We start from the raw sequence: 21,616 nt of genomic DNA, 5'->3' as shown, positions 1-21,616 counted from the left end.
ATGTCCTCGCATGATCCCTCCAGCAGAGCGCCCATCGACATCAAGCCCCGCAGCCGCGTCGTCACCGACGGCATCGAGGCTACGACCTCCCGAGGCATGCTCCGTGCCGTCGGCATGGGCGACGCTGACTGGGACAAGCCCCAGATCGGTATCGCGTCCAGCTGGAACGAGATCACGCCCTGCAACCTGAGCCTCGACCGCCTGGCGCAGGGCGCCAAGGAGGGCGTGCACTCGGGTGGCGGCTATCCGCTGCAGTTCGGCACGATCTCCGTCTCCGACGGCATCTCGATGGGTCACGAGGGGATGCACTTCTCTCTCGTGTCGCGCGAGGTCATCGCCGACTCGGTCGAGACCGTGATGATGGCTGAGCGCCTCGACGGATCCGTGCTGCTCGCCGGGTGCGACAAGTCGATCCCCGGAATGCTGATGGCCAGCGCGCGACTCGACCTGTCGAGCGTGTTCCTCTACGCCGGCTCCATCGCGCCGGGGTGGGTCAAGCTGTCGGACGGCACCGAGAAGGACGTCACGATCATCGACTCGTTCGAGGCGGTCGGCGCGTGCCGCGCCGGCCTCATGAGCGAAGAGGACCTCAAGCGCATCGAGTGCGCGATCGCTCCGGGCGAGGGCGCCTGCGGCGGCATGTACACCGCGAACACCATGGCGTCCGTCGCCGAGGCTCTCGGTCTGAGTCTTCCTGGCTCGGCCGCTCCGCCCGCAGCGGATCGTCGTCGCGACTACTTCGCGCACCGTTCGGGTGAGGCCGTCGTCAACCTGCTCCGTCAGGGCATCACGACGCGCGACATCCTGACCAAGGAGGCGTTCGAGAACGCGATCGCGCTCGCGATGGCGCTCGGCGGCTCGACGAACGTCGTGCTGCACCTCCTCGCCATCGCCCGCGAGGCCGATGTCGAGCTGAGCCTGCACGACTTCAACCGCATCGGTGACAAGGTCCCGCACGTCGCGGACATGAAGCCCTTCGGCAAGTACGTGATGAACGACGTCGACCGTCACGGCGGCATCCCGGTCATCATGAAGGCGATGCTCGACGAGGGCCTGCTGCACGGAGACGCGCTCACCGTGACCGGCAAGACGCTCGCCGAGAACCTCGCTGACCTCGACCCGCAGCCGATCGACGGCGAGGTCATCCACACGTTCGACAACCCGATCCACGCCACGGGCGGCCTGACGATCCTGCACGGATCGCTCGCCCCCGAGGGCGCCGTCGTGAAGACCGCGGGCTTCGACGCTGCGGTCTTCGAGGGCCCTGCCCGTGTGTTCGAGCGCGAGCGCGCGGCGATGGATGCGGTCGCCAACGGCGAGATCGAGGCCGGCACGGTCATCGTCATCCGCTACGAGGGCCCGAAGGGCGGACCCGGTATGCGCGAGATGCTCGCCATCACCGCGGCCATCAAGGGCGCGGGGCTCGGAAAAGATGTACTACTCTTGACTGACGGACGATTCTCAGGCGGCACAACCGGCCTGTGCATCGGCCACATAGCACCCGAAGCGGTGGACGCAGGTCCTATCGCCTTCGTGCGCGATGGTGATCTGATACGGGTCGATATCGCAGCTCGCTCTCTCGACCTACTCGTCGACGAGGCGGAGCTCGCCTCCCGCCGCTCTGGCTGGGAGCCGCTACCCCCGCGCTATACCCGTGGCGTTCTTGCCAAGTACTCGCGTCTCGTGCGGTCCGCCGCCGAGGGCGCGACGACCGGCTGATCAGCGTCGGCTCCGGCCCCGGCCTCCGACGTCGCCAACAGACCATCAGAAGGAATGTCATGACTGCTGACACCGTCTCGGCTGTGCCGAGGCCGCCCGCACCCAAGTCCGCCGCCCCTGAGATCTCCGGGGCCGAGGCCGTGGTCCGCACACTCGAGCTCCTCGGCGTGAAGGATGTCTTCGGCCTGCCCGGCGGCGCCATCCTCCCCGTCTACGACCCGCTCATGGATGCGTCGGAGCTCCGGCACATCCTGGTGCGTCACGAGCAGGGCGCCGGCCACGCCGCCGAGGGGTACGCCTCCTCGTCCGGCAAGGTCGGAGTCTGCATCGCGACGTCCGGTCCCGGCGCGACCAACCTCGTGACCGCGATCGCGGATGCCTACATGGACTCGGTGCCGCTGCTCGCGATCACCGGCCAGGTGTTCTCGACGCTCATGGGCACCGACGCGTTCCAGGAGGCCGACATCGTGGGCATCACGATGCCGGTCACGAAGCACTCCTTCCTCGTCAAGGATGCGTCCGAGATCCCCGGCGCCCTCGCGGCCGCCTACGAGATCGCCTCGACGGGTCGCCCGGGTCCTGTTCTCGTGGACATCACCAAGGACGCCCAGCAGGCGATGGCGCCGTTCATCTGGCCGGCCAAGATCGATCTGCCCGGCTACCGTCCGGTGACCAAGGCCCACGGCAAGCAGATCCAGGCGGCCGCCGCGCTTCTGGCCGAGGCCAAGAAGCCAGTGCTGTACGTCGGCGGTGGCGTCATCCGCGGTCGTGCATCGGCCGAGCTGCTCGCCCTGGCCGAGACCACCAATGCACCGGTGGTCACGACGCTGATGGCCCGTGGCGCGTTCCCCGACTCGCACCAGCAGCACCTCGGCATGCCGGGTATGCACGGCACCGTTCCTGCGGTGCTCGCGCTGCAGGAGGCCGACCTCATCGTGTCTCTCGGGGCCCGCTTCGACGACCGCGTGACCGGCAAGGCCGCGCTGTTCGCCCCGAACGCGAAGGTGGTGCACGTCGACATCGACCCCGCCGAGATCTCCAAGATCCGCACGGCGGACGTGCCGATCGTGGGCGATGTGCGCGATGTGCTCGTCGACCTCGAGTCGGCGTTCCGCAGTGCGACCGAGACGACCACTCCCGACACCGAGGAATGGTGGTCGTACCTCGACGGACTCCGCAACGAGTTCCCGCTCGGCTACGCGCCGACGACCGACGGTCTGCTCGCGCCGCAGTACGTGATCCAGCGGATCGGCGAGCTGACGGGCCCGGAGGGCATCTACGCCGCCGGTGTCGGGCAGCACCAGATGTGGGCCGCGCAGTTCATCAAGTACGAGCGCCCCAATGCCTGGCTGAACTCCGGGGGAGCGGGCACGATGGGTTACTCCGTCCCCGCCGCGATGGGTGCGAAGGTCGCCGAGCCCGACCGTGTGGTGTGGGCGATCGACGGCGACGGATGCTTCCAGATGACGAATCAGGAGCTCGCGACCTGCTCGATCAACAACATCCCGATCAAGGTCGCGATCATCAACAACTCCTCGCTCGGCATGGTGCGCCAGTGGCAGACGCTGTTCTATGACGGACGCCACTCGAACACCGACCTCAACACGGGGCACGGAACCGTGCGCATCCCGGACTTCGTGAAGCTGGCGGAGGCCTACGGCTGCCTCGCCATCCGCGTGGAGAAGGAAGAGGAGGTGGATGCCGCGATCAAGCTCGCTCTCGAGACGAACGACCGCCCCGTGGTCATCGACTTCGTCGTCAGCGCGGACTCCATGGTCTGGCCGATGGTTCCCCAGGGCGTGAGCAACAGCTACGTCCAGTACGCCCGCGAGCACGCGCCCGCATTCGACGAGGAGGACTGACCATGTCGACTCACGTGCTGAGCCTCCTCGTGGAGAACACCCCGGGTCTGCTGACCCGCGTCGCAGGGCTCTTCGCCCGCCGCGGCTTCAACATCGACTCGCTCGCGGTGGGCGTGACCGAGGTGCCCGGCATCTCGCGCATCACCGTGGTCGTCGACCTCGAGGACCTTCCCCTCGAGCAGGTGACGAAGCAGCTCAACAAGCTGATCAACGTCATCAAGATCGTCGAGCTGGACTTCCCGACGTCGGTGCAGCGCGAGCACATGCTCGTCAAGGTGCGCACCGACAACGCGACGCGCTCGAACGTGATCGAGGTCGCGAACCTGTTCCGCGCCTCCGTCGTCGACTATGCGTCGGACGCCCTCGTGATCGAGGTCACGGGCGACCGGGGCAAGGTCGACGCTCTGCTACGCGCCCTCGAGCCCTTCGGCATCAAGGAGATCGCGCAGTCGGGTCTGCTGGCCATCGGCCGCGGCGGCAAGAGCATCACCGAGCGCGTCCTGCGCGGCTGACCAGTCTTCACACACGTACACGAACACCAATCAAGGAGAGAAACCAGTGAGCACCGAGATCTTCTACGACGCAGACGCCGATCTGTCGATCATCCAGGGCAAGAAGGTCGCGATCGTCGGCTACGGCTCGCAGGGTCACGCGCACGCGCAGAACCTTCGCGACTCGGGCGTCGAGGTCGCGATCGCCCTCAAGGAGGGCTCGAAGTCGGCACCGAAGGCGGAGGAGGCCGGCTTCGCGGTCAAGACCGTCGCCGAGGCGACGCAGTGGGCCGACCTCATCATGATCCTCGCGCCGGACCAGCACCAGCGCACGATCTACAGCGAGTCGATCGCTCCGAACCTGACCGAGGGCAAGACGCTCGCCTTCGCACACGGCTTCAACATCCGCTTCGGCTACATCGACGCTCCCGAGGGCGTCGACGTCATCCTCGTCGCACCGAAGGCACCGGGTCACACCGTGCGCCGTGAGTTCGTCGCCGGCCGCGGCATCCCCGACATCATCGCCGTCGAGCGCGATGCATCGGGCAACGCCTGGGCGACCGCGCTCTCGTACGCGAAGGCCATCGGTGGCACCCGCGCCGGCGTCATCAAGACCACGTTCACCGAAGAGACCGAGACCGACCTGTTCGGCGAGCAGGCAGTGCTCTGCGGTGGCGTCAGCCACCTCGTGCAGGCCGGCTTCGAGACGCTCACCGAGGCGGGCTACCAGCCCCAGATCGCCTACTTCGAGGTTCTGCACGAGCTCAAGCTCATCGTGGACCTCATGTGGGAGGGCGGCATCGCCAAGCAGCGCTGGTCCGTCTCCGACACCGCTGAGTACGGCGACTACGTCTCGGGCCCCCGCGTCGTCACTCCCGAGGTCAAGGAGTCGATGAAGGCGATCCTCGCCGACATCCAGAACGGCGCCTTCGCGAAGCGCTTCATCGACGACCAGGACAACGGTGCCGAGGAGTTCCTCGCGCTGCGTGCCAAGGAGGAGACGCACCCCATCGAGGCCACCGGCAAGGAGCTGCGTTCGCTCTTCGCATGGAAGCAGCAGGATGAGGACTACGTCGACGGCAGCGCCGCTCGCTGACGCTGATCCGACACGAAGGGCCCGGTGCGATCCGCACCGGGCCCTTCGTCGTGCAGCGGGGGAGTCACTCCGCGGCGGGAGCATCCTCCACCACGGCGGGGGCGTCGTCCCCGTTCGCCCATACGGGTGCGGGCAGTACGGTGTCGACCTGGCCGCCCTGGATCTCACGCAGTGCCGCCTCGATGTCGTCCGCGTTGAGCGGTACGGCGAGACCGCACGTTTTCAGCTCCGATGCGAACTTGAGGGTGAGTCGGCTCTTGCCCGCCTCGACGGCCTCTGCGGTGGTTCCGGTGCGCTTCTCGCTGCCGGTCTGGATGTCGGAGACCTCGTCGCACACGTGATACACCGCTCCGCCGTCGACCCAGACGACCTCGTCCTTGCCGAGCAGCTGGATCACCGCGGACTGATCGGCGGTGTACTGCTCGACGGAGGGCGGGGTGAAGTCGACGCCGATGACCGTCGCGAGCACGGCGAGGACGATGCCGACGATGCCGGCGGTGGCCTTCTGGCCCTTGTCCATGTCCTTGTTGAGGAAGATGAGGATGATCAGGGGGAGGAACGCGACGATCGCGATGATCGCACCGAGCTGGTTCTGCACGAAGAACCGCAGCGTCTCGGACTTCCGTGCTGGATCCAGGCGGTTGGCCTTCTTCCACAGGATCGAGCCGGTGATCGCGAGCGCGGCGATGACGACGAGCAGCACGAGCAGCGTGACGAACGCCCACTGCGGGAACTGCGCGGTGACCCCATGCTCCTCGAGAAGACCGGTGTCGGGGTCTCGCAGGAGCGTGCCGTCCTCTCCGACGAACACGCGCTGACGGAGCAGCCAGAAGATGCCGACGGCCTCGGCGGCGATCGCGACGACCCACAGCGCGACAGCGATCCAGCGGAAGGTGGTCGCCTTCGATCTCGCCGCGGCGGTCGGCTTCCACCCCGCGGCGGGCTCGTCGACGGAGCCACTCGGTGCGCTCTGCTCGACGTTCTCGTTCTGCTCTGCCACGGTGATCCTCTCCAGACCGGGCACCTGCGGCCCAGATGCCCCCGAGCATAGTGGACGCCGTGTCCTACGCTGGAGACATGACTTCCGATTCCGACGACGCCCTGAGCTGGGACGGCGATGAGGGCGTCGGCGCCGCAGAGCAGGCCTCGAAGGCGCCCGCTCCGAAGCGGTCCGAGCCGCAGGCCGCGCCCGCCGAACACCCGACGAGCGACCCCTCGCTGCCCGACGGGTGGAACGCGGTGGGCACGGGGAGTGACACGGTCGGTCATCTCGAGACGGAAGAGGATCGGCAGCCGTTGAGCACGGCGATGCTCCTGATCCTCGGCGTCGTCGGAGGCATCTACCTTCTCTACAGCGTCGGCTGGGTCGTCGGAGGGCTGCGGCTCAAGCCGCTCGCGAACTTCTTCGTCATCGACGCGATGTTCCTGCCGTGGTTCGTCCTGGCCGTGGCTGCGCCCTTGCTGTGGTTCGTCGCGAGCTTGGTGCTCACTCGCGGCAAGGCGGGATGGATGCGGGTGGGTGCGTTGCTCCTCGGTGTCGTGCTTCTCGTGCCCTGGCCCTTCGTGACGATGGGAGCCGTCGGACTATGACCGGAACACAGATCTCACAGCCGGCTCCGGCGGCGTCGCCCCGCTGGTTGTCCGGGCTCGTGCTCGGCCTCGCCGGGCTCTTCTACGCGTATGCGATCTGGAATGCCGTCGCGCATCTGATCACCATGGCTCAGGTCGGATTGAGCGGCATCGGGTGGGCCACCCTGCTCTTCGGTGTCGTCTTTCCCGCGATCGTCTTCGTGTTCGCCTATCTCATCGGCAGGCGGAGGTCTGCGGGCGAGCTCGCTCTCGTGCTCCTGGCGGGCCTCGGCATCGTCGCGGTCTTCTGGCTGAGTCTGCTCGCATACAGCCTGACGCTCGCGGCGTCCTAGTCGGTCCGACGGACGCTCGGGCGTCACACGGCACGGAGCAGCAGGGCTGCTCGGGTACAGTTGGAGTGATCGCGCCCCCACGGTGTGCGGCGCATCGGCCCCCTGTCGCGCTGCCCCGAAGGATCCCTGTGCCGAAGCCCGTCGTGCTCCTCGCCGAAGTTCTCTCACCCGCCACGATCGAGGCCCTCGGCCCCGACTTCGACGTACGCAACGTCGACGGCACCGATCGCGAGGCGCTGTTCGCATCGCTCGCCGATGCTGACGCGGTGCTCATCCGCTCCGCGACGCAGATCGACGAGGAGGCGCTCACCCACGCTCCGAAGCTGAAGGTCGTCGCCCGCGCGGGCGTCGGACTCGACAACGTCGACATCAAGGCCGCCACGACGGCCGGTGTCATGGTGGTCAACGCGCCGACGTCGAACATCGTCTCCGCCGCGGAGCTCACGGTCGGGCACATCCTCAGCCTCGCCCGTCGCATCCCCGCCGCGCACGCATCGCTCTCGGCGGGTCAGTGGAAGCGCAGCTCCTTCACGGGGGCCGAGCTCTTCGAGAAGACGGTGGGAATCGTGGGCCTCGGCCGGATCGGCGCGCTCGTCGCCGCTCGCCTCGCCGCGTTCGACATGCGCGTCGTCGCGTACGACCCCTACGTCACCTCGGCTCGCGCCCAGCAGCTGGGCGTCCAGCTCCTGACTCTCGACGAGCTCGTCGCCGAGTCCGACTTCCTCACGATCCACATGCCGAAGACGCCCGAGACCACGGGGATGATCGGTGCCGAGCAGTTCAAGGCCATGAAGCCGACGGCGTTCGTCGTCAACGTCGCTCGTGGCGGACTCATCGACGAGGAGGCGCTGCACGCCGCACTCGTGGCCGGCGAGATCGCCGGTGCGGGTCTCGATGTCTTCACCTCCGAGCCTCCGGCCGAGGGCGGCACGGCGCGTCCGCTGCTCGACCTTCCGAACGTCGTCGTCACCCCGCACCTCGGAGCCAGCACCGAGGAGGCCCAGGAGAAGGCCGGAGTGTCGGTCGCGCGCTCGGTGCGCCTCGCTCTCGGCGGAGACCTCGTGCCGGATGCCGTGAACGTCGCCGGAGGCGTCATCGATCCCTACGTCCGCCCCGGCATCTCGCTCGTCGAGAAGCTCGGCCAGATCTTCGCCGCTCTCGCGACGTCGCCGCTCACGAGCCTCGACGTCGAGGTGCACGGTGAGCTGAACGACTACGACGTCAGCGTGCTCAAGCTCGCTGCGCTCAAGGGCGTCTTCACGAACATCGTCAGCGAGACGGTCTCGTACGTCAACGCGCCCCTGCTCGCCGATCAGCGCGGGATCGCGGTCCGCCTGCTGAAGGATGACGTGAGCGACGAGTACCGCAACGTGATCACCCTCAGCGGCGCTCTCTCCGACGGCTCGCAGCTCTCGGTCTCCGGAACACTCACCGGCCCGAAGCAGTCCGAGAAGCTGGTCGCCATCAACGACCACGCGCTCGAGCTGCCGATCGAGAAGCACCACGTCGTGATGCTCTACACCGACCGCCCCGGAATCGTCGCCGTCTACGGTCAGAAGTTCGGAGAAGCAGGCATCAACATCGCCGGCATGCAGATCTCGCGTCTCGGCGCCGGAGACCAGGCGCTCAGCGTGCTCACGCTGGATTCGCCGGTGCCGGACGACCTGCTCGACGACCTGCGCGGCTCCATCGACGCGGACCTCTTCCGTCAGATCGAGATCACCGAGGTCTGAGCGGGGGACGCCCCGATCAGCAGAGCGGGAGGGCGGCCGAAAGGCGGCCCTCCCGCTCTCTGCATTCGGGGCCGGTGTCAGGGTGCGGTCGCCCGCAGCACCAGCGCGATCAGATCCGAGAGCTCGTCGCTGCGGGGAACCAGTCGTTCCGGCCCGTGCACGTCGAGGGAGTTGTTGAAGTAGAGCCCGTCGCTCAGCAGCATCACGAGGTCCAGGCTCGCGGTATCCCGCACGTGGGGGCGGATCGTGGCCTCCCAGCGGTCCCGGTTCCTGCGCAGCGCGTCGGCTGCCGGCGCCGAGCCGCCCTGCGCGAGTCGCGTCGCGGCGATCAGTGCGCGATCCAGCGCATCGTCCTCCATGACGGAGGTGCGCACGTAGTACGCCACCGGTCCCTCTTCGGCCGTCGTCATCCGCTCGAGATCCAGGGTCGTGAGCGCGTCGAGGCGTTCGATCAGCCCGGCGGCCAGATCCTCTTTCGAGCCGAAGTGGTAGAGAAGCCCGCCCTTCGAGACGCCGGCGGCCTTGGCCGTCGCATCGAGCGTGGCTGCGCGCTCACCGTCTTCGATGACGATCGCTTCGAAGGCGTCGAGAACGCGTTCTCGAGCCAGGGGAGGTCGGGGCATCGGGATCCTCTGTTCGTCTCGCATCACAGTAGCGCGGCAGTGTGACGACTCTGTTACTATACCATCTGGACGGTTTAGTAACGATGCCGTCGTGACTCTGAGAGGTGTTCCATGACCCGTACTGCGTCGATCCCGACGACAGAGACGGATGCTCCCCGCGTCGGAGCCCGAGGCTGGGCGGCGCTCGTCGTCCTCATGCTGCCGGTGCTCCTGGTGTCGGTGGACAACACGGTGCTGAGCTTCGCGCTCCCCGAGATCTCCATCGCGCTCGCACCCACCGGCGCCGAGCAGCTGTGGATCATCGACGTCTACCCGCTCGTGCTGGCCGGACTCCTCGTGACCATGGGAACCCTCGGTGACCGCTTCGGACGTCGGCGGATGCTGCTGATCGGCGCGACCGGCTTCGCCGCGGTGTCCGCCCTCGCCGCCTTCGCGCCGACCGCCGGCCTGCTGATCGCCGCCCGTGCCCTCCTCGGCTTCTTCGGTGCGATGCTGATGCCGTCGACCCTGTCGCTCCTGCGTTCGATCTTCCAGAACCGGGATCAGCGTCGTCTCGCGATCGCCGTGTGGGCGTCCGCATTCTCGGCCGGATCCGCTCTCGGGCCGATCGTGGGCGGATTCCTGCTCGAGCACTTCGACTGGGGCTCGGTGTTCCTGATCGCCGTCCCCGTGCTCATCCCGCTGCTCATCGCAGCGCCGCTGCTCGTGCCCGAGAGCCGTGACCCGAACCCCGGCCGCATCGACATCGTCAGCATCGTGCTGTCGATGGCCGCGATGATCCCCGTGGTGTACGCGATCAAGTCGCTCGCCGTCGACGGACCGAGCCTCACCGCCGGCGGCTGGGCGCTGCTCGGCATCGTGATGGGCTACCTGTTCGTGCGGCGTCAGCTGCATGCCGAGGTGCCGATGCTCGACATGGCGCTGTTCCGCCGGGGCTCCTTCTCCGGTGCGATCCTGGTGAACCTTCTGAGCGTCGTCGCGCTCGTGGGCTTCCTCTACTTCGTGTCGCAGCACCTCCAGCTGGTCCTCGGCCTCTCGCCGATGACCGCGGGGGCGGCGCTCGTGCCCGGCATGATCGCGATGATCGTGGCGGGACTCTCGGTCGTCCCGATCTCGCGTCGGGTGCGCCCGCACATCCTGGTGCCGGCAGGACTCGTCTTCTCCCTCGCCGGATACCTGCTGGTCGCGTTCACGACCTCCGATCACGGTGTCGCGCCGCTGATCATCGCCTTCGTGGTGCTCGGAATCGGCATCGGTGCGGCCGAGACCATCTCGAACGAGCTGATCCTCTCGAGCGCGCCCGCCGAGAAGGCGGGAGCCGCGAGCGCGGTGTCCGAGACGGCCTACGAACTCGGCGCCGTCCTCGGCACCGCGGTGCTCGGTGGCCTGATCACGGCCTTCTATCGCGGGGCCCTGGTGATTCCGGCGGGTATTCCCGCGGATGCGGCGCACGCGGCCAAGGAGACCCTCGCCGGTGCCTACACCGCCGCGCAGGAGCTGCCGGCACAGCTCGGCGATGCTCTGTGGGATGCGGCCTCCGCGGCCTTCGGCTCGGGCGTCCTGGTGACCTCGCTCATCGGTGCGGGCCTGGTCGTGCTGGCCGGCCTCATCGCGGCCGTCACACTGCGCAAGACCCCCTCGCACTGACCAGTACGCTGGGAGAACCGGCCTGCTCGGCATCCGTCCGAGCGCTGGCCGGTTCATCCCGATGCAAGGAGTGTCATGTCGCGTGTCGTGAAGCTGGCCGTCATCCCCGGTGACGGAATCGGCCCCGAGGTCGTCGCCGAAGCGGAGAAGGTGCTGGATGCGGTCACCGCGTCGAGTGACGTGACGTTCGACAAGACCCGCTTCTCGCTCGGCGCCGCGCGGTACCTCGAGACGGGTGACACGCTCACGGATGACGACCTGAAGGCGATCTCCGACCACGACGCGATCCTGCTCGGTGCCGTGGGCGGCACCCCTGGGGACCCCCGTCTCAAGGACGCGAACATCGAGCGCGGGCTGCTGCTCAAGCTCCGCTTCACGCTCGACCACTACGTGAACCTGCGTCCGTCGAAGCTCTTCGCCGGTGCTGCGGGTCCTCTGTCCGACCCGGGCGACATCGACTTCGTGGTCGTCCGCGAGGGAACGGAGGGGCCCTATGTCGGCAACGGCGGTGCGATCCGCAAGGGAACACCGCATGAGGTCGCGAACGAGACCTCGGTGAACACGGCGTTCGGCGTCGAGCGCGTCGTGCGCTACGCCTTCGACCTGGCCGAGCGTCGCAGCAAGAAGGTCACGCTCGTGCACAAGACCAACGTGCTGGTGCACGCCGGCGCGATCTGGCAGCGCATCGTGAACGAGGTCTCTGCCGAGCACCCGGACGTCGCCGTGGACTACCTGCACGTCGATGCCGCGACGATCTTCCTGGTCACCGACCCCTCCCGTTTCGACGTGATCGTCACCGACAACCTCTTCGGCGACATCCTCACCGACCTCGCGGGCGCGGTAACCGGAGGCATCGGACTCGCGGCCTCGGGGAACATCAACCCCGACGGCGCGTTCCCCTCGATGTTCGAGCCGGTCCACGGATCCGCCCCCGACATCGCGGGGCAGCAGAAGGCCGACCCCACCGCGGCGATCCTCTCGGTCGCGCTGCTGCTCGACCACCTCGGACTCACCGGAGAGGCCGCTCGCGTGAGCGCCGCCGTCGAGTCCGACATCGCGTCTCGCGCAGGGGCGCGCACCACCGCGGAGGTCGGCTCCGCGATCACCGCTCTGCTCTGAGCGACAGGCGTAGGCTGGAAAGGCGCGAGGACGCGCGCCGCACGAGGAATGGATGACGAGATGACGACCATCGACGCCGAGACCGCCGTGGCTCCGCTGGAGTTCGCGGTGACCAAGAATCTGACCGCCGCGACACCCGGTCGGGTCGCCGAGGTGCACGAGAACCCCGGATTCGGCGTGGTCTTCACCGACCACATGGTGGACATCTGCTGGTCCACGAAGGGCGGATGGCACCGTCCTCGCGTGCAGCCGTACGGACCGATCCCACTCGACCCTGCCGCATCGGTTCTGCACTACGCCCAGGAGATCTTCGAAGGCATCAAGGCCTACCGCCACGCCGACGGCTCGATCCACACCTTCCGTCCCGACCGCAACGCGGCGCGTCTGCAGGCCAGTGCCCGCCGACTCGCACTGCCCGAGCTGCCGACGGAATACTTCATCCAGTCGCTGCGCGAGATCATCGCCGTCGATGGCCGTTGGGTCCCGTCCGGCGAGGACCAGAGCCTGTACCTGCGCCCCTTCATGTTCGCCAAGGAGGCCTTCCTCGGTGTGCGTGCGGCACAGAAGGTCGCGTACTACGTGATCGCGAGCCCTGCGGGCGCCTACTTCAGCGGTGGCGTGAAGCCCGTGCGGATCTGGCTCTCCGAGGACTACGCGCGCGCGGGCAAGGGCGGCACCGGCAAGGCCAAGACCGGCGGCAACTACGCGTCGAGCCTGTTGGCGCAGAGCGAGGCCTCGTCGAAGGGATGCGACCAGGTCGTGTTCCTCAACGAGGAGCGCAATGTCGAGGAGCTCGGCGGCATGAACGTCGTCTTCGTGTTCAAGGACGGCCGCGTCGTGACTCCCGAGTCCGACAGCATCCTCGAGGGCATCACGCGCGACTCCCTGCTGCAGCTCGCCGAGGATCGCGGCTACACGGTCGAGAAGCGACCGATCTCGATCGACGAGTGGCGCCAGGGTGTGGCATCCGGCGACATCGTCGAGGTGTTCGCCTGCGGCACCGCCGCCGTCGTGACCCCGATCGGTGCCCTCGTCGGTGAGGGCTTCGACGAGGCCCAGCCTCTCGGCGAACTCGCGCTCTCTCTGCGCGAGGAGCTGACGGACATCCAGTACGGCCGTCGCGAAGACAGGCACGGCTGGCTCCTGCGCCTCGACGCCTGAGCTGAACGGACCCGAGACCCCGCCGTGCGCACTGCGCAGGGCGGGGTCTCGTCGTTCTGCACCGTGGCTAGGCTGGTGGCATGAAGATCGCCCGATTCAGCCATGACGACGCCATCCTCTTCGGGATCGTCGATGACACCGACCTCGTCGTCCTCTCGGGCGATCCGCTCTTCGCCGGATACGAGCCGACGGGCGATCGTGTGCCGATCGCGGACGCGGTGATCCTCGCGCCGGTGATCCCGCGCTCGAAGATCGTGTGCGTCGGCAAGAACTACCACGACCACGCGGCCGAGATGGGGGGAGTGGCTCCTGAGGAGCCGCTGCTGTTCCTCAAGCCCAACACCGCCGTGATCGGCCCCGGAGATGCGATCGTGCGCCCGTCGATCTCGGACCAGACCGAGTACGAGGGTGAGCTCGCCGTCGTGATCGGCAAGGTCGCCAAGAACGTCACCCAGGCGGATGCGCTCGACCATGTACTCGGCTACACCATCGCCAACGACGTCACCGCTCGCGACCTCCAGCGCAAGGACGGACAGTGGTCGCGCGCGAAGGGGTTCGACACGTTCTGCCCCCTCGGGCCCACCATCAGCACGGATTTCGACCCCTCGGTCGCGACCATCGAGACCCGCGTGAACGGGGAGGTCCGCCAGAAGGCACCTCTGACCGACATGATCCACTCCGTCGAGGCGATCATCGAGCATGCGTCGGCCGTGTTCACCCTGCTTCCCGGTGACGTCATCCTGACGGGTACCCCGGCGGGTGTCGGCACGTTCGACGCCGGCGACACGGTCGAGGTCGAGATCACCGGACTGGGGATCCTGCGCAACACCGTGCGCGACGCCGTGCGCCCATCATGACCGTCGTCGCTCTGACGGCGACCCAGCAGGCGGCCGTCCAGCGACGCACGGTGCTGGTGCTGTCGCTCGGACAGGTGCTCGGTGGGATCGCCTTCGGAGCGACGGTGTCACTCGGCGCTCTGCTCGCCGCCGATCTCTCGGGGAGCGACGCGCTGTCCGGTCTCGCCACGGCATCGGTCACCCTGGGGGCCGCGCTGTGCGCGATCCCGCTCGCTCGCCTGGCCTCGAGGGTCGGCAGGCGTCGTGCACTGACTCTGGGCAACCTGTTCGCACTCGTCGGCATCGCCGTGGTGATCCTGGCCGCGTCGCTGCGGGTGTTCCCCCTGTTGCTCGTCGGGATCCTCATGATCGGTGCGGGCAATGCCGGCAACCTCCAGTCGCGGTTCGCCGCCACCGATCTCGCCGCGCCGCAGCACCGCGGGCGCGATCTCTCGGTCGTCGTGTGGGCGACCACGATCGGCGGCGTGGCCGGTCCGCTGCTGCTCGGGCCGGGAGAGATCGTCGGCGAGGCCATCGGCATGCCCCCGCAGACCGGCTCATACGCGTTCTCCTTCGTCGCCCAGTGCGCGGCGCTCGCGCTGTACCTCGTCGCGCTGCGACCCGATCCTCTGCTCGCGGCCCAGGGACTCGCCAAGGCTGCGGCGGCGGTGCCCGGGCGGGTGGCGGTCGATCGTCCGGTCGTCGCCCGATACGCGATCTTCGCGATCGCAGGGTCACACGTCGTGATGGCGTCCGTCATGGCGATGACGCCCGTGCACCTCGCCCACATGGCGCACGGCAGTGAAGGCATGGCGCCGACGCCTGCCGATGTCTCCGCTCTGGTCGGAATCACGATCGCGCTGCACGTGGGCGGGATGTACGCGCTGTCGCCGCTCTTCGGTATCCTCGCCGATCGCTGGGGGCGGCTTCGGGTGGTGCTGCTCGGTCAGGTGCTGCTGGGCGGGGCGCTCGCCTTCGCCGTGTTCGTGAACGATCAGGAGTGGGGTGTGATGGTCGCGCTCATCCTGCTCGGGCTCGGCTGGAGTGCCGCGACGGTCGCCGGGGCGGCATTGCTCACCGAATCGAGTGCACCCGAGGTCCGCACTCGACGGCAGGGCAGGAGCGATTCGCTGATGAGCCTGTCGGCTGCGGCCGGGGCGGTGATGGCCGGGGTGATCCTCTCGAACTTCCAGTACGCGGGGCTCGGCATCGCCGCATCCGTGCTCGTGATCGCGATCGTCGTGCTCTCGCCCCTCGGACGCTCCGCGACACGATGAAGGACTGGGCGGGCACGGGGCGCGCGTACGCCGATTCGTACGCCTCGCTGTGCGTCGGGACGGCTGCCTTCCTGATCGACGAGCTCGGGGAAGCGCGTGGGCGCACCCTGCTCGATGTGGGCTCGGGCACCGGATCGCTCTCCGCGGCGTTCGCCGCCGCCGGCTGGAACGTCACCGGATGCGAGCCGGAGCCGACGATGAGGGAGATCGCGTCGCGAGAGCACGCCGGGATCCCCGTGGTCGACGGGGCACTGCCGCAGCTGCCGTTCCGGGACAGGGCCTTCGATGCGGTCGTCGCCAACTTCGTGCTGAACCACGTCGCCGATCCGCGGATGGCGGCACAGGAACTCTCGCGAGTGTCGGCCGGCCTGGTCGCGGCGACCGTCTGGACGAACTCACCGACGTGGCTGTGGCGCGAAGTCTGCGACCGCGCGGGGCTCACGCCGTCGGCGGGGGACCGGCTGCCCCCGGAGAAGGACTTCGAGCGGACGGTCGACGGCTTCGCGCGGATGCTGGACGATGCGGGCTGGACGGGCTCTCGGGTGTCGGAGGTCACCTGGACCTGGTCCGCCGGAGTCGCCGCGCTGTGGGTGTCCGCAGAAGGGGGGATCGGGGGAGCCGGCCAGTTCTACCGTGCGCTCGACAGCTCGGAACGCGGTGCTTTCCGCGCGGCCTTCGACGCGGTGTGCTCCGAGCGGACCGTCGACGGTCGTGTTCCGCTGGAGCACTCCGCGGCGATGGCGATCCGCTCGCGCCGCTGAGATCCGCGCGTCGCGAGGGGCATCCACCGGAGCACCGCAGTCCGCCCCGCGACCCTCGGTGCCGCGTCCGCCTGTGCCGGCGCGACACCGAGGGGTGGGAGTCGCAGCGCTCAGGTGTACCAGGTCGGCTCGGGCACTTCGTTCTTCAGCACGAACGTCCCGACCTCGCGCTTCTTGTAGGCGATCGGATCGTGGAGGCTGTGCGTTCGCAGATTGCGCCAGAAGATGTCCAGTCCGACCGTGTTCGCAGACGCACGTGCTCCGGTGAGCTCGTAGACCTTCGTGGCGACCTCCAGCCCGTCGTCGACGATCCGGAGCTTCCCCGCCGCGATCCGGACAGCGATCTCACCGCGTCGGCGCGCCGTGAGATCCTCGCGGGGTGCATGCAGCACGGCACTGATCTCCGCCCCCACGGCATCCAGCAGGGCCTCGTCGGCCCACAGCTTCGACGCGAGCTCGCCGTAACCCTCGAGCAGGTACCACTCGTCCGTGGCGTGTTGCTTGTCGTCTCCGCCGTACGGCCAGGGGCGCGTCGTGGTGCGCGTGTACGCGGACGCCGTCTCGAGCGCACCCTGCGCGATTCCGAGATAGAAGTTCGCGAACACGAGCTGGATCGCCGGGACGTTCAGCGTGTTGTAGGTGAGCGGCTGGAACTCCTTGTCGACGAATCCCGCAGCGGAGGCCCAGGGAACGCGTACGTCTCGGATCTCGACGGAGCCGGACTCTGTGAGTCGCTGCCCCAGGTTGTCCCAGTCGTCCGCGAAGACGATTCCCTCCTGCGCGGTCGGGACGATCGCGAAGACGTGTGTGTCAGTGCCCTCGAGGATGCCTTCGAGAACGGTGAGGTCCGAGACCTGCCCGCCGGTGGAGAAGGATTTACGCCCGGAGAAGACGAGATCGTCGCCGTCTTCTCGGATGACGAGATCGGAGTCCCGGGGGTTGACCGCCCCTCCGAAGAGGAAGTCGTTGGTCGTGTAGAGCTCCTCGACGGCGGCGATCTGATCGTCGGTGGCGACGAGCCGCGCGGCCCACGCCCAGAGGTAGTGATAGCCGAGCAGCTGGCCGATCGATCCGTCGCCCCTGGCGACGGTGCGGATCACCCTGTACGCCGTGTCCCAGCTCTCGCCGGCGCCGCCGTGGATACGGGGGCCCAGCAGCGTCACCAGTCCGGACTCCTTCAACAGCCTGACTTCGGCGTGTGGCGTCGCGTTCGCCCGATCGCGCTCGACGGCGTCCGCCGCGAGGATGTCTGCCACCTCCTGTGCGCGGGCGAGCCAGCCTGCGCTGGTCTGTGGTCGTGCGGCGCCCTGCCATCGGTCCTCGAGACCCGTCGTCACTGCATTCGTGAGTGTCACGTTCTTGCCCTTCCGTCTGTGGGTTCGGTGTTACGTTGCGGCAACGATAGGAGCAGGTCGGCGCCGAACGCGGGTTGTTTCCCCGGGTGAGTGACTGTTACCCACGGTGACCCCGGGTCTCGTCCCCGGTCGCCTCGCCGTGAGCCCCTGTGGCGTGCCGCGCCGGCAACTAGAATCGGAGGGATATGGCTACTCCGCACCCCCTCACCACGACCGCCAGTGGCGCCGACGTCCGCGTCCGCTTCTGCCCCTCGCCGACCGGACTGCCGCACGTCGGCATGGTCCGCACCGCGCTGTTCAACTGGGCCTACGCCCGTCACACGGGCGGGAAGATGGTGTTCCGCATCGAGGACACCGACGCCGCCCGTGACAGCGAGGAGAGCTTCCGTCAGCTCGTCGATGCGCTCACGTGGCTCAAGATCGACTGGGACGAGGGCGTCGAGGTCGGTGGCCCGCACGCGCCCTATCGCCAGTCCGAGCGCCACGACATCTACCGCGGCGTGATCGACAAGCTGCTGGCGACGGGTGCGCTCTACGAGAGCTACTCGACCGCAGACGAGATCGACGCCCGCAACGAAGCGGCCGGGCGTGCGAAGCAGCTCGGGTACGACAACTTCGATCGCACTCTGACCGACGAGCAGAAGGCGGCGTTCCGCGCTGAGGGACGTCAGCCCGCACTGCGTCTCCGAGTGCCCGATGAAGACCTCACCTACGTCGACCTGATCCGTGACGAGGTGACCTTCCCGGCCGGATCGTTCCCCGACTTCGTGGTCGTGCGACCCAACGGCATCCCGCTGTACACGTTCGTGAACCCGGTCGACGACGCTCTCATGGGCATCACCCACGTGCTCCGAGGCGAAGACCTGATGCCCTCGACGGCTCGCCAGCTCGCCCTCTACGCGGCGTTGATCGAGGCGGGCGTCACGACCTTCGTGCCGCGCTTCGCGCACATGCCGCTGGTGCTGGGGGAGACCGGCAACAAGAAGCTCTCCAAGCGCGACCCGCAGGCCGACCTCTTCCTGCATCGCGATCGCGGCTTCATCCACGAGGGTCTGCTCAACTACCTGGCCCTTCTCGGCTGGTCGATCGGTCCCGACCGCGACGTGTTCTCCCTCGAGGAGTTCACCGACGCGTTCGACATCGTGAACGTCAACCCGAACCCGGCCCGCTTCGACCAGAAGAAGGCCGAGTCGATCAACGGCGACCACATCCGCACCCTGGGGGAGAAGGACTTCGCCGAGCGCACGATCCCCTACCTCGCGGCTGCGGGGCTCTTCGACGAGCCCACGCACGAGCAGCTCGTGATGGCGTTCCGCGTCGCACCGCTGGTGCAGGAGAGGGTGCAGCTGCTGGGCGAGGTGCCCGGGATGGTGGGTTTCCTGTTCACCGACGACGTGTCCTACGACGCCGACGCTCTCAAGGGTCTCCCCGCGAACGCCGCAGAGGTGCTCGACGCGTGTGTCGCTGCTCTCGAACCGGTGACCGAGTTCACCCCGGAGAAGGTCCAGGAGGCTCTCGCCGAGGCACTGGTCGAGAAGCTCGAGCTCAAGCCCCGGATCGCCTACGGGCCGCCGCGTGTGGCGATCACCGGCCGCCGGATCTCGCCCCCTCTTTTCGAGTCGATGGAGCTGCTCGGCAAGGACGAGTCGCTGCGACGCCTTCGCGCACTCTCGGAGTTCCTCTCGAACTGAGTCGTTCCGAGCGTGTCACGAGGGAGGGCATCCGACGGATGCTCTCCCTCTTCGCCATCGTGATCGGAGTGCGACTCGCCCGGACGACCCGGGGCGTTTTGGCATTCGGGGCGAGGCTCGGGTAGGCTTGACTCTCGGTGCGAGGCTCAGGTTTCGCCCTTGGGGTATGGTGTAATTGGCAACACGGCGGTTTCTGGTTCCGTTGTTCTTGGTTCGAGTCCAGGTACCCCAGCAAGACAAATACCCCCGCGCGAGCGGGGGTTTTGTCGTATCCGGTGGTGTCTACTCGCACTCTCCGATGAACCCGAGGTAGCAGACGGCCTCATGGGTCACCGCCGGCTCGTAGTCGTCGTTCGAGACCTGTCGGGTGTCGATCTCGGCGCTGCGGTGCAGGTTGCCGTAGGAGCCCAGCGTGGCCACGTAGTACCCGTCGCCGTCCTGGGCCTTCATCTCGTCGATCGCGCTCTTGTACTCGGTGCAGAGCAGTGTCGCCGTCTCGGTGAGCTCGACATCGGCGCACGCCGCGGTGTAGGTGGCGGACATCTGGTTCGTGCAGTCAGTCCAGTCCTGGTTGACCGTGCACGGGTTCACGTCGTCCATGGTGACGTCGTAGCGTCCGGTCTCATACTCTTCGCTGTGGAAGGTCTCGGGCTTCTCCGGGGAATCAACCTTGGTCCAGTGCCGGGCCGTGGTGAACGCGACGACGACGACGATCGCGGCGATCAGCAGCAGTGCCCCGATAATCGAGAGGGCGACCCAGAGGCCGACCCTCCTCTTCTTGGCCGGCTCGCCGTCTGCAACGGGCCCGTACCCCGGGTGCGCCGCGTTTCCGGTGGCGGCGCCGTCGTAACCCGGGTACGCTGCCGTCGCGGCGTACGCCGGATCCACGGGTGCGGCGGTCGGCGCGCCGTACGGGTCGACGAGAGGAGCGGTCGGCCGCGCGTCGAAGGTCGGCTGCGCCTCGTAGGCGGGCGGAGGCGCATCGAAAGCGGGCGGCGGCGCATCGTAGGCGGGCGCATCCTGTGCGGGCGGCGGAGGCGTCTGCGCGGCCGGCTGAGTCGAGAGCCAGTACGCGTACCAGCTCTGCGTGGAGCCCGGATCTGCGGCGACCTGCTGCGCTTCGACCTCCGTGAGCTGTAAGCCGAGGGAACCGCGCAGATCCGGTCTCGTCAGGGACTCACGGAACTCCTCGAGTGACATCGTCATAGTGAAGAGGATGGCAGACCTGAGTGTTCACAGACAATCCGAGAGAGCGCCCTACCAGTCTGATCCCGCCCGCGCCATGCCCTTCACGTCCGTGCGCCGCCGCGGCATCGTTGCGAGCGATCCAGCACGCTGACGGACAGGAAGGTCGAGGATGGCGCTCAGACGAGTCGTTCCGGGGGAGGAACCGGGAATCCGGCGTCGTCGATCCGGTTCCGGATTCAGATACCTCGATGCGGGCGGCGACCCCGTCTCCGAGGCCGACCGTGAGCGGATCCACGACCTTGCGATCCCGCCGGCGTGGAAGGACGTCTGGATCGCCGCCGACCCTCTCGCGCATATCCAGGCCGTCGGCACGGATGACGCCGGTCGACGCCAGTACCTCTATCACCCGCTCTGGCGGACGGGACGGGACCAGCGCAAGTTCGCCAGGGCGCTCCGACTGGCAGAGGCCCTGCCCGCGGCCAGGGCGAAGGTGACGCGCGCGATCGGGGAATCCGGCCTGACACGCGAGCGGGCGCTCGCGGTGGCGTTCCGGCTCCTCGACGATGCTGCTCTTCGGATCGGCTCGGAACGGTACCTCGTGAAGCACGGCAGCCGAGGGCTCTCGACGCTTCGACGCCGCGATGTGCGTATCGACGGAAGCACGGTCGCCCTGAGCTTCCCCGCGAAGAGCAAGCAGCTGGCGTCGATCGAGATCAGCGATGCTCCGCTGGCCGAGGCGCTGTCGGAGTTCGCGGTCGGATCCCCGCGCGCGCCGCTGCTCGCCTATCGAAAAGGTCGCCGCAGGGTGCGTCTGACCTCGGGGGAGGTCAACGACTACCTTCGGGAGGTCGCGGGGGCCGCGTTCACGGCGAAGGACTTCCGCACGCTGCACGGCACGATCCTCGCGGCGGATGCGCTCGCGCGGATCGGTCGGCTCGAGACGAAGAACGAGCGACGGCGTGCCGAGCGTCTGGCCGTGCAGGCCACGGCCTCGGCGCTCGGCAACACCCTCGCGGTGGCTCGGGGAAGCTACATCGACCCGCGCGTCTTCCGGCTCTACGCGCGCGGCCGCACCCTCGATCTGACCGTGTCGCCCGAGACGGCGATCCGCAGGCTGCTCGGGCGCTGATCGCGC

Annotated in this window: 18 protein-coding genes, 1 tRNA gene and 1 pseudogene; 16 read left to right on the top strand and 4 right to left on the bottom strand. The window is 68.1% G+C overall.

Annotated features, from left to right (window positions below):
* The 4 genes and pseudogenes from ilvD to ilvC form a co-directional block, all read left to right on the top strand.
* Positions 1-1,719, top strand: coding sequence for a dihydroxy-acid dehydratase (ilvD, locus tag ACTJKH_RS04655; protein ID WP_440735938.1), 1,719 nt, complete (start codon positions 1-3; stop codon positions 1,717-1,719).
* 59 nt (positions 1,720-1,778) lie between these two features.
* A complete protein-coding gene (locus tag ACTJKH_RS04650; RefSeq protein WP_210097755.1) occupies positions 1,779-3,581 on the top strand; it encodes an acetolactate synthase large subunit in 1,803 nt (600 codons plus the stop codon).
* Between the two features lie 2 nt (positions 3,582-3,583).
* Positions 3,584-4,093 (top strand): acetolactate synthase small subunit, encoded by a 510-nt coding sequence (ilvN, locus tag ACTJKH_RS04645; protein WP_210097756.1) that lies wholly within the window; start codon positions 3,584-3,586, stop codon positions 4,091-4,093.
* A pseudogene (gene ilvC, locus ACTJKH_RS04640) lies at positions 4,080-5,168 on the top strand (ketol-acid reductoisomerase); the annotation flags it as partial. The gene ilvN and the pseudogene ilvC, both read left to right, overlap by 14 nt.
* A 64-nt stretch (positions 5,169-5,232) precedes the next feature.
* Here ilvC and ACTJKH_RS04635 read toward each other — a convergent pair.
* Positions 5,233-6,168 carry a hypothetical protein gene (locus ACTJKH_RS04635; RefSeq protein WP_440735937.1) on the bottom strand — a complete coding sequence of 312 codons (936 nt, stop codon included), beginning with the start codon at positions 6,166-6,168 and terminating at the stop codon, positions 5,233-5,235.
* A gap of 77 nt (positions 6,169-6,245) precedes the next feature.
* Here ACTJKH_RS04635 and ACTJKH_RS04630 point away from each other — a divergent pair, with 77 nt between their 5' ends.
* The 3 genes from ACTJKH_RS04630 (at position 6,246) to serA (ending at position 8,823) form a co-directional block, all read left to right on the top strand.
* A complete protein-coding gene (locus tag ACTJKH_RS04630) occupies positions 6,246-6,758 on the top strand; it encodes a hypothetical protein (protein ID WP_440735936.1) in 513 nt (170 codons plus the stop codon).
* Entirely contained in the window at positions 6,755-7,090 is a 336-nt protein-coding gene (locus tag ACTJKH_RS04625; protein ID WP_440735935.1) for a hypothetical protein, read from the top strand. Before ACTJKH_RS04630 ends, ACTJKH_RS04625 begins: the two co-directional genes overlap by 4 nt.
* A 128-nt stretch (positions 7,091-7,218) precedes the next feature.
* Complete coding sequence (gene serA / locus ACTJKH_RS04620) at positions 7,219-8,823, top strand: phosphoglycerate dehydrogenase (protein ID WP_210097760.1); 1,605 nt, start codon at positions 7,219-7,221, stop codon at positions 8,821-8,823.
* 77 nt (positions 8,824-8,900) lie between these two features.
* Here serA and ACTJKH_RS04615 read toward each other — a convergent pair whose 3' ends face one another.
* Positions 8,901-9,446, bottom strand: coding sequence for a TetR/AcrR family transcriptional regulator (locus ACTJKH_RS04615; RefSeq protein ID WP_440735934.1), 546 nt, complete (start codon positions 9,444-9,446; stop codon positions 8,901-8,903).
* 111 nt (positions 9,447-9,557) lie between these two features.
* Here ACTJKH_RS04615 and ACTJKH_RS04610 point away from each other — a divergent pair, with 111 nt between their 5' ends.
* The 6 genes from ACTJKH_RS04610 (at position 9,558) to ACTJKH_RS04585 (ending at position 16,247) form a co-directional block, all read left to right on the top strand.
* Complete coding sequence (locus ACTJKH_RS04610) at positions 9,558-11,093, top strand: MFS transporter (protein ID WP_440735933.1); 1,536 nt, start codon at positions 9,558-9,560, stop codon at positions 11,091-11,093.
* 75 nt (positions 11,094-11,168) lie between these two features.
* Positions 11,169-12,212 (top strand): 3-isopropylmalate dehydrogenase, encoded by a 1,044-nt coding sequence (locus ACTJKH_RS04605; protein WP_440735932.1) that lies wholly within the window; start codon positions 11,169-11,171, stop codon positions 12,210-12,212.
* Between the two features lie 60 nt (positions 12,213-12,272).
* Positions 12,273-13,373: a branched-chain amino acid aminotransferase gene (locus tag ACTJKH_RS04600; protein WP_210097764.1), complete on the top strand. Its 1,101-nt coding sequence runs from the start codon at positions 12,273-12,275 to the stop codon at positions 13,371-13,373.
* 80 nt (positions 13,374-13,453) lie between these two features.
* Entirely contained in the window at positions 13,454-14,230 is a 777-nt protein-coding gene (locus ACTJKH_RS04595; RefSeq protein WP_440735931.1) for a fumarylacetoacetate hydrolase family protein, read from the top strand.
* Complete coding sequence (locus tag ACTJKH_RS04590) at positions 14,227-15,486, top strand: MFS transporter (protein ID WP_440735930.1); 1,260 nt, start codon at positions 14,227-14,229, stop codon at positions 15,484-15,486. Before ACTJKH_RS04595 ends, ACTJKH_RS04590 begins: the two co-directional genes overlap by 4 nt.
* On the top strand, positions 15,483-16,247 hold the full coding sequence (locus ACTJKH_RS04585) for a class I SAM-dependent methyltransferase (RefSeq protein ID WP_440735929.1): 765 nt from the start codon (positions 15,483-15,485) through the stop codon (positions 16,245-16,247). Before ACTJKH_RS04590 ends, ACTJKH_RS04585 begins: the two co-directional genes overlap by 4 nt.
* 110 nt (positions 16,248-16,357) lie before the next feature.
* Here the strand turns inward: ACTJKH_RS04585 and ACTJKH_RS04580 are convergent, their stop codons facing one another.
* On the bottom strand, positions 16,358-17,602 hold the full coding sequence (locus ACTJKH_RS04580) for an acyl-CoA dehydrogenase family protein (protein WP_440735928.1): 1,245 nt from the start codon (positions 17,600-17,602) through the stop codon (positions 16,358-16,360).
* A gap of 185 nt (positions 17,603-17,787) precedes the next feature.
* Between ACTJKH_RS04580 and gltX the strand changes: the two genes are divergently transcribed.
* Both gltX and ACTJKH_RS04570 read left to right on the top strand, forming a co-directional pair.
* Positions 17,788-19,293, top strand: a complete 1,506-nt coding sequence (gene gltX / locus ACTJKH_RS04575; RefSeq protein ID WP_440735927.1) for a glutamate--tRNA ligase — start codon at positions 17,788-17,790, stop codon at positions 19,291-19,293.
* Positions 19,294-19,453: 160 nt separating this feature from the next.
* A tRNA-Gln gene (locus ACTJKH_RS04570) sits at positions 19,454-19,525 on the top strand.
* Positions 19,526-19,575: 50 nt separating this feature from the next.
* Here ACTJKH_RS04570 and ACTJKH_RS04565 read toward each other — a convergent pair.
* Positions 19,576-20,499, bottom strand: coding sequence for a hypothetical protein (locus ACTJKH_RS04565; protein WP_440735926.1), 924 nt, complete (start codon positions 20,497-20,499; stop codon positions 19,576-19,578).
* Between the two features lie 151 nt (positions 20,500-20,650).
* Between ACTJKH_RS04565 and ACTJKH_RS04560 the strand changes: the two genes are divergently transcribed.
* Positions 20,651-21,610 (top strand): DNA topoisomerase IB, encoded by a 960-nt coding sequence (locus tag ACTJKH_RS04560; protein WP_440735925.1) that lies wholly within the window; start codon positions 20,651-20,653, stop codon positions 21,608-21,610.
* The last annotated feature ends 6 nt before the right edge of the window (positions 21,611-21,616 follow it).

The sequence above is a fragment of the Microbacterium sp. 22215 genome, assembly GCF_052045655.1.
GTDB lineage: Bacteria > Actinomycetota > Actinomycetes > Actinomycetales > Microbacteriaceae > Microbacterium > Microbacterium phyllosphaerae.
The sequence above is the reverse complement of the archived record's forward strand: the minus strand, read 5'-3'. Positions and strand labels throughout refer to the sequence as shown.

Excerpts from the sequence above, each read along its gene's own strand:
- ilvD (WP_440735938.1), top strand. The coding sequence starts at position 1 with ATGTCCTCGCATGATCCCTCCAGCAGAGCGCCCATCGACATCAAGCCC.
- ACTJKH_RS04650 (WP_210097755.1), top strand. The coding sequence starts at position 1,779 with ATGACTGCTGACACCGTCTCGGCTGTGCCGAGGCCGCCCGCACCCAAG.
- ilvN (WP_210097756.1), top strand. The coding sequence starts at position 3,584 with ATGTCGACTCACGTGCTGAGCCTCCTCGTGGAGAACACCCCGGGTCTG.
- ACTJKH_RS04630 (WP_440735936.1), top strand. The coding sequence starts at position 6,246 with ATGACTTCCGATTCCGACGACGCCCTGAGCTGGGACGGCGATGAGGGC.
- ACTJKH_RS04625 (WP_440735935.1), top strand. The coding sequence starts at position 6,755 with ATGACCGGAACACAGATCTCACAGCCGGCTCCGGCGGCGTCGCCCCGC.
- ACTJKH_RS04615 (WP_440735934.1), bottom strand. The coding sequence starts at position 9,446 with ATGCCCCGACCTCCCCTGGCTCGAGAACGCGTTCTCGACGCCTTCGAA.
- ACTJKH_RS04610 (WP_440735933.1), top strand. The coding sequence starts at position 9,558 with ATGACCCGTACTGCGTCGATCCCGACGACAGAGACGGATGCTCCCCGC.
- ACTJKH_RS04605 (WP_440735932.1), top strand. The coding sequence starts at position 11,169 with ATGTCGCGTGTCGTGAAGCTGGCCGTCATCCCCGGTGACGGAATCGGC.
- ACTJKH_RS04600 (WP_210097764.1), top strand. The coding sequence starts at position 12,273 with ATGACGACCATCGACGCCGAGACCGCCGTGGCTCCGCTGGAGTTCGCG.
- ACTJKH_RS04595 (WP_440735931.1), top strand. The coding sequence starts at position 13,454 with ATGAAGATCGCCCGATTCAGCCATGACGACGCCATCCTCTTCGGGATC.
- ACTJKH_RS04590 (WP_440735930.1), top strand. The coding sequence starts at position 14,227 with ATGACCGTCGTCGCTCTGACGGCGACCCAGCAGGCGGCCGTCCAGCGA.
- ACTJKH_RS04585 (WP_440735929.1), top strand. The coding sequence starts at position 15,483 with ATGAAGGACTGGGCGGGCACGGGGCGCGCGTACGCCGATTCGTACGCC.
- gltX (WP_440735927.1), top strand. The coding sequence starts at position 17,788 with ATGGCTACTCCGCACCCCCTCACCACGACCGCCAGTGGCGCCGACGTC.
- ACTJKH_RS04565 (WP_440735926.1), bottom strand. The coding sequence starts at position 20,499 with ATGACGATGTCACTCGAGGAGTTCCGTGAGTCCCTGACGAGACCGGAT.
- ACTJKH_RS04560 (WP_440735925.1), top strand. The coding sequence starts at position 20,651 with ATGGCGCTCAGACGAGTCGTTCCGGGGGAGGAACCGGGAATCCGGCGT.